Origin of the sequence: Pseudomonas sp. PA-4-8C (assembly GCF_021606625.1) — a bacterium.
GTDB classification, from domain to species: Bacteria; Pseudomonadota; Gammaproteobacteria; order Pseudomonadales; family Pseudomonadaceae; genus Aquipseudomonas; species Aquipseudomonas lactis.
The window spans coordinates 17226-32817 of record NZ_WKCD01000041.1 but is presented as its reverse complement, the minus strand read 5'-3'; the positions used below and the strand labels follow the sequence as shown (position 1 = coordinate 32817).

The following is a 15592-nucleotide window of genomic DNA, read 5'->3' as shown; positions in this document are numbered from 1 at the left end:
ACGAGAATAGAGCATCTACAACCATGGCATTACTGACTGAACACGAGCAGCGCCAAGTCGCCGAAGCGATCGCCCGGGTCGAGAAAACCACCGACGCGGAGTTGGTCACCGTGCTGGCGGCGCGCGCCGACGACTACGCCTACATTCCGTTGCTGTGGGCGAGCTTGATCGCGTTGGTGGTGCCGGGCGTGGTGCATTACCTGTCGGGCTACCTGACCATGTACACCTTGCTGGTGGCGCAGTGGGCGACGTTCATTGTGCTGTGCCTGGTGTTCCGCTTGCCCAAGGTCACTACCCGGCTGATTCCGCGTTCGGTACGCCACTGGCGTGCGTCCAACCTGGCGCGGCGCCAGTTTCTGGAGCAGAACCTGCACCACACAGTGGGCAGCACCGGGGTGCTGATTTTTGTCAGCGAGGCCGAGCGGTATGTGGAGATCCTGGTGGATGACGGGATTTCCAAGCGCCTGGATGACAGCAATTGGGACGCCATTGTCCAGGCGTTTACCCAGCAGGTGAGACAGGGGCAGACGCTCGCCGGGTTCATCGCCTGCGTTGAAGCTTGTGGCGAGTTGCTCAAGGTGCATGTGCCCGTTACCCAAACCCGCAACGAACTGCCCAATCGCCTGGTCGTGCTCGAATAACTGCTTTCTGTGGGAGCCGGGCTTGCCCGCGATGGCATCGCCTCGGTTTGCCTGATTAACCGAGTTGCCTGCATCGCAGGCAAGCCAGCTCCCACACAAGGCAGCATCCTTATTCGGGTTGATTGACCGTTGATCAAATAACCCCGTGCCCTGAACCCCCATCCCGCCTAAAATGCCCGGCATTCTTTACCCGAGGCGTTTTTGTTCATGTCCGTCACCGCTCAACCTGCCCGCCCTGCGCCGGATCATCATGCCCAATTCATCGAACTGTTGAGCGCAAGCTTGGCCCAGAACGCTTTTATCAAGCTGGTGCTGGCCAAGTACGTCGGTGAGGAAGCCGAGTTGCAGCGGCTGATCATCAAGCCGGTGGTGGTCAAGGACCAGCCTTGCCTGTCGTTCGTCTATCGCTACAAGACCCGCGACATCACCAAGAACTTCCCCTCGGCTGACGGCGTGGCGGCGATTGCCGAGCTGTTGCCCAGCTCGTTCAAGAACGCGCACTTGCTGGCGCTGACCGACGAAGCCCAGCTGGAGTACAGCAAGAAGAACAAAAGCTCGCTGTTCAAAAGCAAGCCGCAGCAACTGCGCGAGGCACCTTCGGCCGAGCATAACCGTGAAAAAAATCGCTTCCTCGACCTGAGCCGGCCGTTCCTCGCCGACCTGGGCGTGACCGACGCCAAGCAGGCGCTGATCCCCTCGATGTCGCGCAAGTGGAAGCAGATCAACAAGTTCATCGAAGTGTTCAGCCATGCGCTGACGTCGTCGCCGTTGCAGCTCGACCGCCCGGTGCGGGTCGCCGATTTCGGCTCGGGCAAGGGCTACCTGACTTTCGCCATTCACGATTACCTGCGCAATACCCTCAAGGCCGAGGGCGAGGTCACCGGTGTAGAGTTGCGTGAAGACATGGTCACCCTCTGCAACAGCGCCGCCGCACGCCTGGAGCATCCGGGGCTGGTGTTCAAATGCGGCGACGTGCGCAGCGTGGCGCCCAGTGAGCTGGACGTGATGATTGCCTTGCACGCCTGCGACATCGCCACCGACTACGCGATCCACACCGGCATCCGTTCCGGTGCGTCGATCATCATGTGTTCGCCGTGCTGCCACAAACAGATCCGCCTGCAGATCCAGAGCCCGGCGTTGCTCAAGCCGATGCTGCAATACGGCCTGCACCTGGGCCAGCAGGCGGAAATGGTCACCGACAGCCTGCGTGCGTTGTTCCTTGAAGCCTGTGGCTATGAGACCAAGGTGTTCGAGTTCATCTCGCTGGAGCACACCAACAAGAACAAGATGATCCTGGCGGTCAAACGTGCCGAGCCTGTGGACAACGCGCAGCTACTGGCAAAAATCCAGGAGCTCAAGGCGTTCTATCACATCACCGAACACTGCCTGGAAACCCTGTTGCGCGGGGATGGCTACCTGGCCTGAAATGGACGCGGTTCGCTGTGGGAGCTTGCTCCCGTGACGGCCCCGGCGGCCAGCGCATATCTACCTGACGCCCCGCGATCCAAATGTGGGAGCTGGCTTGCCTGCGATGCCGGCCTCCCAGCCTACGGCTATCTACCTGACACCCCGCGGCCCAACTGTGGGAGCTGGCTTGCCTGCGAAGGCGGCCTGACAGTCAACACAGTTGGATTGTGTACATATCCATTGCTGCGGTAACGGCTACTTAGGGTTCCGCCCTGACGGCGGCTCACTTTGCAAAAGCGGCAAAGTAAGCAAAACGCTCTTGCCCCACCACTCGGCACCTCGCCCAGGCTCGGTGTGCCCGTAATCCGCCAGCGTGGTTTAACGGGGCGCCTAAGATCAAAAGCAGATCAAGATCAAGAGCGTCTCGCTTCGCATAGTGGTTACCGTCGGCTGCTACAGCCTACAAAGTTGTGTAGATACCTATGGCTATCGCGGGCAAGCCCTAATGCCAGTCAGTTAAGGTTTTTTGTAGGAGCGAGCTTTCTCGCGAAAAACTTACGGGCGCCGCGTTCATTCAGCGAGCACGCGTTATCGTTGACGTTTTTCGCGAGCAAGCTCGCTCCTACAGTAGGCGATGACCGCTTAACTGACTGGCATTGGGGCAAGCCCACTCCCACAGGGTTTTGTGTTACCTGTTAGAGCGACTCCAGGCAACCGGCGAGGTCATTGCCGAGTTTTTCCAGCACCTGCTCATAACCCTGGGCCGTCGCCGGGGTATAGCCACCCAACGCATCCAACTCCGCCAACTTCACCGGCAACCCGGCTACCAGGGTTTCGGCCAAGCGAGGTCGCAACGGCGGCTCGCTGAACACGCAAGTCTTGCCCACTTCCTGCAAACGCGCGCGCATCGCCGCTACGTGCTGCGCGCCCGGCTGCACTTCGGCGGCCACGCTGAACACGCCGGCATGCTTCAAGCCGTACGCCTCTTCGAAGTAATCAAAGGCTTCGTGGAACACGAAGTAAGGTTTGCCATCAACGCCCGCCAAACGCTGCTTCAGGCGCGCATCCAGCGCGTTCAGGCGTTCTTCGAAGGCTTTGGCATTGCTCTGATAACGCTCGGCATTGGCCGGGTCTGCGGCACTGAGGTCGGCCGCCATCCGTGCGGCGATCACGCGCGCATTGACGGTCGACAGCCACAGGTGCGCATCCACGCTGCCTGGGCGGTGATCGTGGTCATGTTCGTCGGCTTCGTCGGCATGAGAGTGGCTATCTTCGCCGAAGATGCGCAGTTTCATGCCTGGCAGATCCTGCACGGCCACCGTTGGCGCCGTACGGCCTTTGAGCACACGCGGCAAAAACGTTTCCATGTCGGGCCCGATCCAGTACAGCAGGTCCACCGACTGCACACGCCGTACGTCGGATGGGCGCAAAGCGAAGTTGTGCGGCGACGCCCCTGGCGGCAGCAATACCTCTGGAACAGCCACCCCGTCCTGCACGGCAGCGGCAATCAGCTGCAACGGCTTGATGCTCGTCAGCACCTTGACCTCGGCCTGAGCGGCACCCGCAACGAACAAACTGGTGACAAATACGACAAAAACGGGAAAAAGTCGGGACACGATGACCACTCGATGGCGTAGGAACGGGTAACATAATAACGTCTCTATCAAATATCTGTCGCCGCTCATGCCTAAAACACCGCTTGCCAGCCGTCCCCACGACCACTCTCACTGCGTGCACACCGCATTGTCAGAGGCCGACACCCTGTGCGCAAAGAAAGGCTTGCGCCTGACCGCCTTGCGTCGCCGGGTGCTGGAGCTGGTGTGGCAGAGCCATAAGCCTTTGGGCGCTTACGATATTCTTGGCGTCCTCAGCGAGCAGGACGGCCGCCGCGCCGCACCGCCTACCGTTTACCGTGCACTGGATTTCCTGCTGGAAAATGGCCTGGTGCACCGTATCGCCTCGCTCAACGCCTTTGTCGGTTGCAACCACCCGGAGCACGCGCATCAGGGCCAGTTCCTGATCTGCCGCGAGTGCCACGCCGCCATCGAGCTTGAGCAAAAAAGCATCAGCGACGCCATTGTCAAAAGCGCTGCCGACGTCGGCTTCAAGGTCGAGGGGCAAACGGTCGAAGTGGTCGGCCTGTGCGCAGGCTGCCAGGGGGTTTGATGAGCAAAGCGTTAATCCGCCTGGAGCAGGTCGGGGTCACGTTCGCCGGGCAAAACGTGCTGGAAAACATCGCACTGAGCGTGGAGCCGGGGCAAATCGTCACTTTGATCGGCCCCAACGGCGCTGGCAAGACCACCCTCGTGCGCGCCGTGCTCGGGCTGCTCAAGCCCCACAGCGGCACGGTTTGGCGCAAGCCCAAGCTGCGCGTGGGCTATATGCCGCAAAAGCTGCATGTAGACCCGACGTTGCCGCTCTCCGTCTTGCGCTTTCTGCGCCTGGTGCCCGGCGTAGACCGCGCCCGCGCCCAGGCTGCGCTTAAGGAAGTCGGCGCCGAACACGTCATCGACAACCCGGTGCAAAGCATCTCCGGCGGCGAAATGCAGCGCGTGCTGCTGGCCCGCGCCTTGCTGCGCGAGCCCGAGTTGCTGGTACTCGATGAGCCCGTGCAAGGTGTCGATGTCGCTGGCCAGGCCGAGCTGTACAGCCTGATCACCCGCCTGCGCGACCGCCATGGTTGCGGCGTGCTGATGGTCTCCCACGACTTGCACTTGGTCATGAGCACCACCGACCAAGTGGTCTGCCTCAACCGCCACGTGTGCTGCTCGGGCCACCCGGAACAGGTCAGTGGCGACCCGGCGTTCGTGGAGTTGTTCGGCAAGAACGCCCAGAGCCTGGCTATCTATCATCACCACCACGACCACGCCCATGACCTGCATGGCGCCGTCGTCGATACCCCCCACGTTCATGGAGATAGCTGCAAGCATGGCTGATTTTCTGCTCTACGCCCTGCTGGCAGGCTTGGCTTTGGCTCTGGTGGCGGGCCCATTGGGCTCGTTTGTGGTCTGGCGGCGCATGGCCTATTTCGGCGACACCTTGTCCCATGCCGCCTTGCTGGGCGTGGCCATGGGCTTTCTGCTGGATGTAAGCCCGGCCATCGCCGTGACCGTCGGCTGCCTGCTGCTAGCGGTGCTGCTGGTGACCCTGCAGCAACGCCAGCCACTGGCTTCCGACACACTGCTGGGCATCCTTGCGCCCAGTACTTTGTCCCTGGGCCTGGTGGTGCTGAGCTTCATGCATGAAGTGCGCATCGACCTGATGGCCTACCTGTTTGGTGACCTGCTGGCAATCAGCCCGACCGACCTGGCCTGGATACTCGGCGGCAGCGCTGCGGTGCTGGTGTTGCTGGTGACCCTGTGGCGCCCGTTGCTGGCGATCACCGTGCATGAAGAACTGGCCAAGGTAGAGGGCTTGCCCGTCGCAGGCCTGCGTATGGCGCTGATGTTGCTCATCGCCGTGGTGATTGCTGTCGCGATGAAGATTGTCGGCGTATTGTTGATCACGTCGCTGCTGATCATTCCAGCCGCCGCCGCCCAACGTCACGCTCGCTCTCCGGAGCAGATGGCGATTGGCGCCAGCCTCCTGGGGATGCTTGCAGTGTGTGGTGGCCTGGCGCTGTCCTGGTTCAAGGACACACCGGCCGGGCCGTCGATTGTGGTTACGGCGGCCGCCCTGTTTCTGCTGAGTTTTGTCCTGCCCCGTCGAGGGGTGTAGACTTGCTCGCTTTTTGCGCAAATAGAGAGTCGCAGGAATGAAGCCGTTCACCTCCCGTTATCTGCTCCTTGCCGCATTTTCACTGCTGCTGGGCGCCTGCCAAAGTACGCCGCCCGCTGCCCCCCAGGCTCCGGATCCGCGGGCTGCGGCCATCGCGCAGCTGGAACAAAACCTGGCCAGCAGCGAATTGGCCACCGCCGAAGACCAGTTGGCCGCACTGCAGGCCCAATCGCCCAATGACCCGGCACTTGAGGCCTACCAGCGTCAATTGGCCGAAGCCTACTTGCAGCGCAGCCAGATCGTGTTGCAAAAGGGCGATGTCAACGCGGCCGCCACGGCCCTGAGCCGTGCCCGCGCCTTGATGCCCAAGGCCCCTGCGCTGACTGGTGGCGTCAACAGCGCTATCAGCCATGCGCGCAAAGCCGAATTGGACCAGGCAGAAGCCGCGTTGAAAGCCGCTGAAGCCAAGCCCGCCGCCAAGGTTATCGACCCGACAGCGCCGAGCACCACCGTGGCGCTGAACCTTGCGGATGTTGAAGACATGCGCCATCAGTTGGACGCCATCGCCACCGACGTGGTGAATTATCAGTGCGATGTCAGCATCCAGGTGCCACGCACCCAGGATTACCCGTGGCTGGCCACGTTACTGACCAAGCGGGTCAAGCGGATTGATTCGGGATATGACCTGAAGATTCACCGGCAAATCCTGAAACACATTCCGGCGCAGGTTGTGCTGATTCCGCGCAAGGCGGACTAAAAGCATCGCAGGCAAGCCACCTCCCACCTTTGAACGGTGTGGGAGCTGGCTTGCCTGCGATGACGATCTAACAAACAACCGATAAGTTAAGCCGGAATCGCCTTGGATTTCGGCTCACGCTCCCACACCCGATGCTGGGCAATCGCCGCAAAAAACGCTTTGAACGCCTTGGCATCCGCGCCCACGATCAACCCCGCATCCGCTTCCAGCTTCAGCAGGTCCAGCAACGGCTTCACATCACTGGCTACCGCAATCGCCTTCAGGTGTTTGTAGGCTTCCAGTACATAATGCAACGCCACACCATCACCGCTCAGCGCCTTCACGGACTCTTTGCCACCCGGGATAAACACTGCGTCGAAGGCAATGGACGGCATGCCTTCCATCGAGGCGTCGACCGGCAGCGTCTTGCCCTGCGCAGTGGTCACAGGCGCCGAAGTAGGCCCCAGCAACTTGGCATGGGCGCCTTCAGCTTCCAGCGCGGCTTTTAGCGCGTCAATGGCCGCACCATCAACGCCGTTGGCTGCCAGAATCGCCACTTTGCGCGTTTTAATATCGCCCGATAGTAAATTCACCTGGCTCAAGGCTGGCGATTCTTTCAGCGACGTTTCACGGGCAGGCACCGTGCCCTTGGTCGGCGCCGGCAAGCCCAAATTCTGCGCAACGCGCTTGGCCAGCTCCAGGTCGATATTGGCCAGGATCTCGTTGACCTGGCGCGCACGGATGAACTCGCGCTCCACCTTGCCCAGCTCAAAGCTGTAGGCCGCGATAATGTGCTCTTTCTCGTGGTGGCTCATGCTGTTGTAGAACAGCGTCGCCTGGGAGAAATGGTCACCGAAGGATTCGCTACGCTCACGCACCTTGTTGGCATCGACGCGCTCGTAGTAGGACTCAAAACCACCATCGGTAGGACCAGCAGGGGTTTCTTTCGGCCAACCCCCATCAATGGAGTTTGGTTCGTAGGACGCACGACCCTTATCAATCACGGTGCGATGCTGAGCGTCGCGCTGGCCGTTATGGAAAGGCACGACAGGCCGGTTGATTGGAATCTCATGAAAGTTCGGCCCGCCCAGTCGGCTGATCTGGGTATCGGTGTAGGAAAACAGACGGCCTTGCAGCAACGGGTCGTTGGTGAAGTCGATCCCCGGCACGATGTGGCCTGGGCAGAACGCAACCTGCTCGACTTCAGCGAAGAAGTTGTCGGGGTTACGGTTGAGCACCATTTTGCCCAGCGGCGTGATCGGCACCAGTTCTTCGGGAATGATCTTGGTCGGGTCGAGCAAATCGAAATCGAACTTGTGTTCGTCCTCTTCGGCCACGATCTGTACGCCTAGCTCCCACTCGGGGTAATCGCCACTTTCAATCGCTTCCCACAGGTCACGACGGTGGTAGTCGGTGTCTTTACCGGCCAGCTTTTGCGCTTCATCCCATACCAGGGAGCAGGTGCCGACTTTTGGACGCCAGTGGAATTTCACGAAGCTGGACTTACCTTCGGTATTGATCAACCGGAAGGTATGTACCCCAAAGCCCTGCATGGCGCGCAGGCTTTTTGGAATGGCGCGGTCGGACATGGCCCAGATCACCATGTGCGCGGATTCCGGTTGCAGCGAGACAAAGTCCCAGAAGGTATCGTGGGCCGAACCGCCGGTAGGAATCTCGTTATGAGGCTCGGGTTTCACCGCGTGGACGAAGTCAGGAAATTTGATCGCATCCTGGATGAAGAACACCGGCATGTTGTTGCCCACCAGGTCGAAGTTGCCTTCGTCGGTGAAGAACTTCACGGCAAAACCGCGCACGTCACGCACGGTGTCGCCGGAACCACGCGGGCCCTGCACCGTGGAAAAACGCGCGAATACTGGGGTTTTATGCTCAGGCGTGCGCAGGAAACCTGCCTTGGTCAGCGTCGAATGGTCGCCGTAACTCTGGAAATAGCCATGGGCGCCCGTACCACGGGCATGCACGATGCGCTCCGGGATGCGCTCATGGTCGAAGTGCGTGATCTTTTCACGCATGATGAAGTCTTCGAGCAGCGACGGGCCGCGCGCGCCGACTTTCAAGCTGTTCTGGTTATCGGAAATCTTCACGCCTTGGTTGGTGCGCAGGGCCTGGCCAGTCGCGTCAGAGCGGAATTCTTCCAGGGCCTGCAACTTGGCGTTGGTGTTGCCACGGTCCAGGGTATCGGTACCCGCAAGTTCACTCTTGGGCGGGGTGGCTGGCTTCTTGGTACTCATCAGTCAAAACTCCTTATTCAAAGTGGCCAGAGCGGTCCCCGGCTCGTTTGAGCAAAACCCCAGGCACGGCACCTGGGAAATCGAGTTGCTTAAGTAGTGACTGACGCGGTTTTGCACCGTTCCTTTTTTATGACCTTTGATCGCGTTATTGCCAAATGACTGGATGAATACGAAATAAATGCTAAGAAACGCTATACGGACAGGCTAAAATGCGCGCCCGGCTAACCGCTGATCCCTTTTCAATGCGCCCCACAAGGTTCGCTACGTGATCGAGTTTCAAAACGTCCATAAAACCTACCGCGTCGCCGGTAAGGATATTCCCGCCCTGCACCCCACCAGCCTGCGCGTCGAGAACGGCCAGGTGTTTGGCCTGATTGGCCACTCGGGTGCCGGTAAAAGCACCCTGCTGCGCCTGATCAACCGCCTGGAAGAGCCCAGTGGTGGCCAGATCAAGGTGGATGGCGAAGAAGTCACTGCGCTGGACGCCAACGGCCTGCGGCGCTTTCGCCAGCAGGTCGGCATGATCTTCCAGCACTTCAACTTGCTGGCGTCCAAGACCGTGGCCGACAACGTCGCGCTGCCGCTGACGCTCGCCGGCGAACTGTCGCGCAAGGAAATCGACCAGCGTGTGGCTGAGCTGCTCGCCCGCGTCGGCTTGTCGGACCACGCCAAGAAGTACCCGGCGCAGTTGTCCGGCGGCCAGAAACAGCGCGTCGGCATCGCCCGAGCCCTGGCGACCAAGCCAAAAATCCTGCTGTGCGACGAAGCCACCAGCGCCCTCGACCCGCAAACCACGGCGTCGGTCCTGCAACTGCTGGCCGAGATCAACCGCGAGCTGAACCTGACCATCGTGTTGATCACCCATGAAATGGACGTGATCCGCCGCGTATGCGACCAGGTCGCGGTGATGGACGCCGGGGTGATCGTCGAGCAAGGCTCGGTGGCCGACGTGTTCCTGCACCCCAAGCACCCGACCACCAAACGCTTCGTACAAGAAGCCGAACAGGTGGACGAAGGCGAGCAGCGCGACGACTTTGCCCATGTGCCAGGCCGTATCGTGCGCCTGACGTTCCAAGGGGACGCGACCTACGCGCCACTGCTGGGTACCGTCGCACGGGAAACCGGGGTGGACTACAGCATCCTTGCCGGTCGTATCGACCGCATCAAAGACATCCCTTACGGGCAACTGACCCTCGCCGTCACCGGCGGTGACATGGACGCTGCGTTTGCACGCTTCACCGCCGCCGACGTTCACATGGAGGTCCTGCGCTGATGGACGTTTTCCTGAGTTTCTTCGCCAATATCGACTGGTCTGAAATCTGGCTCGCCACCGGCGATACCATGACCATGCTGTTCGGCTCGCTGTTCTTCACCGTGCTGCTGGGCCTGCCCCTGGGCGTGCTGTTGTTCCTGACCAGCCCGCGCCAGCTGTTCGAACAAAAAGGCCTGTACGCGCTGCTGTCGCTGATCGTGAATATCTTGCGCTCGCTACCGTTCATCATCCTGCTGATCGTGATGATTCCATTCACGGTACTGATCACCGGCACGTCGCTGGGTGTCGCCGGCGCGATCCCACCGCTGGTCGTCGGCGCCACGCCATTCTTTGCGCGCCTGGTGGAAACAGCCCTGCGCGAAGTGGACCGTGGCATCATCGAAGCCACCCAGGCCATGGGTGCTACCACCCGCCAGATCATCACCAACGCCCTGTTGCCCGAAGCCCGCCCTGGCATCTTCGCAGCGATTACGGTGACGGCGATTACACTGGTTTCCTACACCGCAATGGCGGGTGTGGTCGGTGCTGGCGGCCTGGGCGACCTGGCAATCCGTTTTGGCTACCAGCGCTTCCAGACCGATGTGATGGTGGTCACCGTGGTGATGCTGTTGATTCTTGTGCAAATTCTGCAAACCGTCGGCGACCGGCTGGTGGTGCATTTTTCTCGTAAATAACGGCCATTGCCGGCACACAGCCGGCAGATGCCCGAACAAGGAGCTTGCTGGATGAAAAAACTACTGGTTGCTTTCGCCGCCGTGGCTGCGTTTTCCGCCCACGCCGAGACCATTACGGTCGCTGCTTCGCCGGTGCCTCACGCCGAAATCCTCGAATTCGTGAAGCCTGCCCTGGCCAAAGAAGGCGTGGACCTGAACGTCAAAGTCTTCACCGACTACGTGCAGCCGAACGTACAGGTGGCTGAAAAGCGCCTGGATGCCAACTTCTTCCAGCACCAGCCATACCTGGATGAATTCAACAAGGCCAAAGGCACTCACCTGGTGAGCGTCGGCGCGGTGCACCTGGAGCCTCTGGGCGCTTACTCCAGCAAGTACAAAAAATTGGCCGACCTGCCTGACGGCGCCAACGTGGTGATTCCGAACGACGCCACCAACGGTGGTCGTGCGCTGTTACTGCTGGCCAAGAACGGCCTGATCACCCTGAAGGACCCGACCAACATCCTGTCGACCATCAAGGACATCACCGGCAACGATAAAAACCTGAAATTCCGCGAACTGGAAGCCGCCACCCTGCCGCGCGTGCTGACCCAAGTCGACCTGGCGCTGATCAACACCAACTACGCCCTGGAAGCCAAGCTGGACCCATCCAAGGATGCCCTGGTGATCGAAGGCAGCGATTCGCCTTACGTGAACATCCTGGTGACCCGCGAAGACAACAAGGATGCGGACGCGGTGAAGAAGCTGGTTGCAGCTCTGCACACGCCTGAAGTGAAGAAGTTCATCGAAGAGAAGTACAAAGGCGCGATCAAGCCGGCGTTCTGATTTCTCCTGATCTGATCGTTCCCACTCTCCGCGTGGGAACGCCTCTCGTGACGCTCTGCGTCACGCTTGGGGACGCAGAGCGTCCCTAACTGCATTCCCACGCAGAGCGTGGGAACGATCATCAGGTGCTCACTTGCGCTGTAGCAACCCCGGCAACTGCGCCACCAGCTTCTGGTTGTTCAACGGCGCACGAATAAACCCACGCTGAGTACCATCCGGGCCGATCAGTGCCAGGTTACCGCTGTGGTCGACGGTGTAGTTCGGCTTGCTGGTATCCGCCGGAATGAAGGGAATGCTCACCGCATTCGAAACCTTCTGCACATCCTCCACATTCGCGCCAGTCAGGCCTTGGAACTGCGGATCAAAGTAACCCAGGTACTGCTTGAGCTGCGCCGGGGTATCGCGGTGCGGATCGACGCTGACCAGGATCACCTGCAACTTATCCACAGCCTCTTGGGGCAGCTCGCTCTTGATCTGGCGAAGCTGGGCGAGGGTGGTTGGGCAGATATCCGGGCAGAAGGTGTAGCCAAAAAACAACAGGCTCCACTTGCCCTTCAACTCGTTGACCACCACCGGCTGGCCTTCCTGATTGGTCATGGTCACCGCTGGCAACTGGCGGCTTTGCGGCAACAGAATGATGCCCGCGTCGATCAGCGCAGTCGGATCGCCCTGGCCTTTGCCCGAGAGCACTTTGTTGACGGTCAGGCCCATGATCAACGCCACCAGGGCCACGAGGATGAAGACGGTTTTTTGAGTTCGAGTCATAGGTTCAACAATAAGTAGTGGTCTACGAGCAGGGCGATAAACAGCAGCAGCAAGTACCAGATAGAGTACTTGAACGTGTTGATCGCCGCGTGCGGCTGGCTGCCACGGTACAACACCCAGGCCCATTGCAGAAAGCGCGCACCCAACACCAGCGCACAGGCCAGGTAGAGCAGCCCGCTCATGTGGATAACGTAGGGCATCAGGCTCACCGCCAGCAGGGCGAAGGTGTACAGCAGGATATGCACCTTGGTGTAGTGCTCGCCATGGGTGACCGGCAGCATCGGGATGTCGGCCTTGGCGTATTCCTCTTTGCGGTGAATGGCCAGGGCCCAGAAGTGTGGCGGCGTCCAGGCGAAGATGATCAGCACTAGCAGCAAGGGTTCGGCACCCACATGCCCGGTGACAGCCACCCAGCCCAGCAGCGGCGGCGCCGCACCGGCCAGACCGCCGATGACGATATTCTGCGGAGTCGCCCGCTTGAGAAAGCCGGTGTAGATCACCGCATAACCCAGCAGCGAAGCCAAGGTCAGCCAGGCCGCCAGCGGGTTGGTGAACGCCAGCAGCAGGGCCAACCCTGCAATCGCCAGGAACAACGCAAACGCTAACGCCGCCATCGGCGAGACACGCCCCTCAGCCATCGGCCGCTTGTGAGTGCGCGCCATCACGGCGTCAATCCGTCGATCCACCACATGATTGACCGCCGCCGCGCCGCCGGCACACAGGGCAATGCCGAGGTTGCCGAACACCAGCACGGTCCAGGGCACCCCGGCGCGGGTGGCGAGGAACATGCCCACCAGCGAGGTGATCAGCATCAGCACCACCACTTTGGGCTTGGTCAGCTCCAGATAGTCACGCCAGATCGCCCGGTCGCGACGTGCGCCGATCACGGTCGCCATGGCAGTTCTCCTTTAAGGGTGATCAGGCCCGACACCTGTTTGCGCGGGATAAAACGCCAACCGAACAGACGCGGGTGACGCACCCGAACCAGGCTGGTGCGCGCGTGGTAATTGACCAGCACCAGCGTCAACAACAACGTTGCCCCGCCAGCGTTGTGCGCGACTGCCACCGGTAACGGCAGGCCGAACACCACATTGCTCAGCCCCAGGCAGATCTGCGCGGCCAGGGCGATCAACAGCAGACCGGCCAGGCGCGTCATCCCCACTGCCCGCAGTTGCCAGGCCAAACCGAGCAGCACCAGCGTGACCAGCACGGCGCCGACGCGATGCGTCAGGTGAATAGCAGTGCGCGCTTCGCTGTCGAGCTGCCCGCCCAGGTAATTGGGGCCGATGTGCTGGGTCAGGTGAAAGCCATTGGCAAAGTCCGCTGCCGGCCACCATTGGCCATGGCAGGTGGGCAAATCGACACAGGCCACCGCCGCGTAGTTGGAACTGACCCAGCCGCCCAGGGCGATCTGCCCGATCACCAGCACCAGGCCCGCCGTCGCCCAATATTGCAGGCGCTTGGGCACGACCAGCGCCGGCAGTACGCCGGACAGCCGCAGGGTCAGCAGAAACAGCAGGCTCAAGGTCGCAAAGCCGCCCAACAGGTGCCCGGTGACCACTTGCGGCCAGAGCTTCAAGGTCACGGTCCACATGCCAAACGCCGCCTGGGCCAACACCACCGCCAGCAGGAACAGCGGCAGCTTCACTGGCTGGCCCGGATCACGCCGATGACGCCACGAACGCGCCGCCAGCAGCGCGATCAAGAGGCCCAGGCTGCCAGCGAAGTAGCGATGGGTCATCTCGGCCCAGCCTTTGTCGGCCTCCACCGGCGTGTCGGGAAAGTGCAACTCGGCATGGGCCAGTTGGGCTTCGCTTTGGGGCACGCTGATAAAGCCGTAGCAACCCGGCCAGTCCGGGCAGCCGAGGCCGGCGTGGGTCAGGCGGGTATAGGCGCCGAGCAGCACGACAAGCAACGCCAGTAAGGTGGCAAACAGCGCGAGGCGAAATCCAGGCTTGGCCATGACGGTGCCCTTATCCGATGTTCGACAGTTTCAGCAGCAAGCGCAGGTCGTTGAGCAAGTCCTTGCCCTTGACCTTGGCGTCATAGCGCAGCACCAGATTGCCGTGGGGGTCGACGATCCACAGTTGTGCCTCACCAGGCGCGGCAGCGTTCCTGGCAAAGGTCGACACATCCAGCGGGTAGCGCTGCAGCTGTGGATATTCAGCCTTGAGCTTGGCCTCGTATTCGCGGCTCAAAGGTTGCGCGCCGGCCAGGGCATGGCTGGCACGAGACGCATCACGGCCAAGGCTGATCTGCAGCTGGCGCGCCAGGTACACCAGTTGCTGGCAATCGGCAGCGCAGGCGGCGGGGGCGGTGACCAGCAGTTGCCAACGCTGTTCATCGGCCTGCACACCAATGTCGGCGCGGGTCTGGCCGTTGCCGATCAGTTCGCCGTGGTAGCTGCGGCTGTCCGGCACCCAGAACTGCAATTTGTACATAAAGGTGGCCAGCGCCATCGGGCCGATCACCATCATCAGGATCAAAATCAGCTGCCAGCGACCCTTGCGCCGATCAAGCGTGTCAGATGTGCTGGGTGGATTCATGGCCGCTCCCATGGGGCTTCTCCTTTTTGTTATGCCATCCGAGGTAGAGGTAAAGCGCCAGCAACGCCACGGCCATGGCGAACCATTGCACGGCGTAGGCCAGGTGTTTTTCCGGGCCCATGGCGACCACGGGCCAGCTGGTTTCGTAGGTATCGGGGCCCGCTTCGGCACGCAGCTCATAGGCAAAACCGCTGCGCCCCAGTTCGTCCCACAGCGCGGCGGGGTGCAGTGCGGTAAGCAGGCGCGGCCATTGCGTGCTGGCCGGGTCGGCATGCAGTTGGAAGGTCTCGCCGGGGGTGACGTACACCCAGGCGTCGAGGTTCAGCGTCTGTTCAGGGGTAGTAAAGGCGGGCGCGATACGCCGGTCTGGCCAAGGCAGCCAGCCACGATTGAGCAACAGCCACAGGCCGCTGGCCTGATCATGAAAAGGCTGCAGCAGCTCGACACCGGCCTTGCCGTCACGCATGCGGTTATCCAGCAATACGCTGTGTTCACCATCCAGTTGCCCGCGAAGGTGAACGCGACGGAAGGCTGGATCAGCCATGTCATTGAGCTGCGCACTGCTGACCGGCTCGGCGGCGCGGCGCTCGGCATAACGTTCTACCAGCAGTTGCTTTTCGTGCCCACGGGCCAGTTGCCAAAACCCCAGGCCGACCATCAATGGCAGCAACACCAGCACCACCAGCGTCGGCGCGATGCCCGGACGAAAGCGCTGCAGGGCACTGGCTATACTCGATCTCATCGCCCCTCTCCCAATAAGCC

16 protein-coding genes are annotated in these 15592 nt (G+C 61.1%); 9 read left to right on the top strand and 7 right to left on the bottom strand.

The genetic code is table 11. The annotated features are described in order from the left end of the window. Window positions 1–23: 23 nt before the first annotated feature. Both GIW04_RS09995 and GIW04_RS09990 read left to right on the top strand, forming a co-directional pair. Complete coding sequence (locus GIW04_RS09995) at window positions 24–641, top strand: TPM domain-containing protein (protein ID WP_003189374.1); 618 nt, start codon at window positions 24–26, stop codon at window positions 639–641. Window positions 642–848: 207 nt separating this feature from the next. Next, window positions 849–2066 (top strand): class I SAM-dependent methyltransferase, encoded by a 1218-nt coding sequence (locus GIW04_RS09990; protein WP_044272728.1) that lies wholly within the window; start codon window positions 849–851, stop codon window positions 2064–2066. A gap of 677 nt (window positions 2067–2743) precedes the next feature. Here GIW04_RS09990 and GIW04_RS09985 read toward each other — a convergent pair. Then, complete coding sequence (locus tag GIW04_RS09985) at window positions 2744–3673, bottom strand: zinc ABC transporter substrate-binding protein (RefSeq protein WP_003187364.1); 930 nt, start codon at window positions 3671–3673, stop codon at window positions 2744–2746. 58 nt (window positions 3674–3731) lie between these two features. Between GIW04_RS09985 and zur the strand changes: the two genes are divergently transcribed. From zur to GIW04_RS09965, 4 genes are read left to right on the top strand one after another with little or no spacing between them, the layout of a single operon-like run. Beyond that, complete coding sequence (gene zur / locus GIW04_RS09980; protein ID WP_003187362.1) at window positions 3732–4214, top strand: zinc uptake transcriptional repressor Zur; 483 nt, start codon at window positions 3732–3734, stop codon at window positions 4212–4214. After that, window positions 4214–4984: a zinc ABC transporter ATP-binding protein ZnuC gene (gene znuC, locus GIW04_RS09975; protein ID WP_034129233.1), complete on the top strand. Its 771-nt coding sequence runs from the start codon at window positions 4214–4216 to the stop codon at window positions 4982–4984. The genes zur and znuC overlap by 1 nt, the downstream gene beginning before the upstream one ends. Beyond that, window positions 4977–5765 (top strand): zinc ABC transporter permease subunit ZnuB, encoded by a 789-nt coding sequence (gene znuB / locus GIW04_RS09970; RefSeq protein ID WP_003187359.1) that lies wholly within the window; start codon window positions 4977–4979, stop codon window positions 5763–5765. Before znuC ends, znuB begins: the two co-directional genes overlap by 8 nt. A 37-nt stretch (window positions 5766–5802) precedes the next feature. Further along, window positions 5803–6522 carry a PA5502 family lipoprotein gene (locus tag GIW04_RS09965; RefSeq protein ID WP_120247387.1) on the top strand — a complete coding sequence of 240 codons (720 nt, stop codon included), beginning with the start codon at window positions 5803–5805 and terminating at the stop codon, window positions 6520–6522. 86 nt (window positions 6523–6608) lie between these two features. Here the strand turns inward: GIW04_RS09965 and katE are convergent, their stop codons facing one another. Further along, entirely contained in the window at window positions 6609–8750 is a 2142-nt protein-coding gene (gene katE, locus GIW04_RS09960) for a catalase HPII (protein ID WP_057710651.1), read from the bottom strand. 265 nt (window positions 8751–9015) lie between these two features. Between katE and GIW04_RS09955 the strand changes: the two genes are divergently transcribed. Genes GIW04_RS09955 through GIW04_RS09945 form a run of 3 tightly spaced genes read left to right on the top strand, consistent with a single transcriptional unit; the run spans window position 9016 to window position 11519 of the window. Further along, entirely contained in the window at window positions 9016–10023 is a 1008-nt protein-coding gene (locus tag GIW04_RS09955) for a methionine ABC transporter ATP-binding protein (protein WP_003187356.1), read from the top strand. Continuing rightward, window positions 10023–10697, top strand: coding sequence for a methionine ABC transporter permease (locus GIW04_RS09950; protein ID WP_003187354.1), 675 nt, complete (start codon window positions 10023–10025; stop codon window positions 10695–10697). Before GIW04_RS09955 ends, GIW04_RS09950 begins: the two co-directional genes overlap by 1 nt. Before the next feature lie 51 nt (window positions 10698–10748). Then, a complete protein-coding gene (locus GIW04_RS09945; RefSeq protein WP_034134153.1) occupies window positions 10749–11519 on the top strand; it encodes a MetQ/NlpA family ABC transporter substrate-binding protein in 771 nt (256 codons plus the stop codon). Between the two features lie 129 nt (window positions 11520–11648). Here GIW04_RS09945 and GIW04_RS09940 read toward each other — a convergent pair whose 3' ends face one another. The 5 genes from GIW04_RS09940 to GIW04_RS09920 are packed head-to-tail and all read right to left on the bottom strand — an operon-like array spanning window position 11649 to window position 15572. Further along, window positions 11649–12284 (bottom strand): SCO family protein, encoded by a 636-nt coding sequence (locus tag GIW04_RS09940; protein ID WP_120247388.1) that lies wholly within the window; start codon window positions 12282–12284, stop codon window positions 11649–11651. Next, a complete protein-coding gene (gene cyoE / locus GIW04_RS09935) occupies window positions 12281–13180 on the bottom strand; it encodes a heme o synthase (RefSeq protein WP_057710650.1) in 900 nt (299 codons plus the stop codon). Before cyoE ends, GIW04_RS09940 begins: the two co-directional genes overlap by 4 nt. Further along, a complete protein-coding gene (locus GIW04_RS09930; RefSeq protein WP_057710649.1) occupies window positions 13168–14247 on the bottom strand; it encodes a COX15/CtaA family protein in 1080 nt (359 codons plus the stop codon). The genes cyoE and GIW04_RS09930 overlap by 13 nt, the downstream gene beginning before the upstream one ends. 10 nt (window positions 14248–14257) lie before the next feature. Further along, window positions 14258–14842 carry a hypothetical protein gene (locus GIW04_RS09925; RefSeq protein ID WP_034134150.1) on the bottom strand — a complete coding sequence of 195 codons (585 nt, stop codon included), beginning with the start codon at window positions 14840–14842 and terminating at the stop codon, window positions 14258–14260. Then, window positions 14808–15572, bottom strand: coding sequence for an SURF1 family protein (locus GIW04_RS09920; protein WP_120247389.1), 765 nt, complete (start codon window positions 15570–15572; stop codon window positions 14808–14810). Before GIW04_RS09920 ends, GIW04_RS09925 begins: the two co-directional genes overlap by 35 nt. Window positions 15573–15592: the final 20 nt, after the last annotated feature.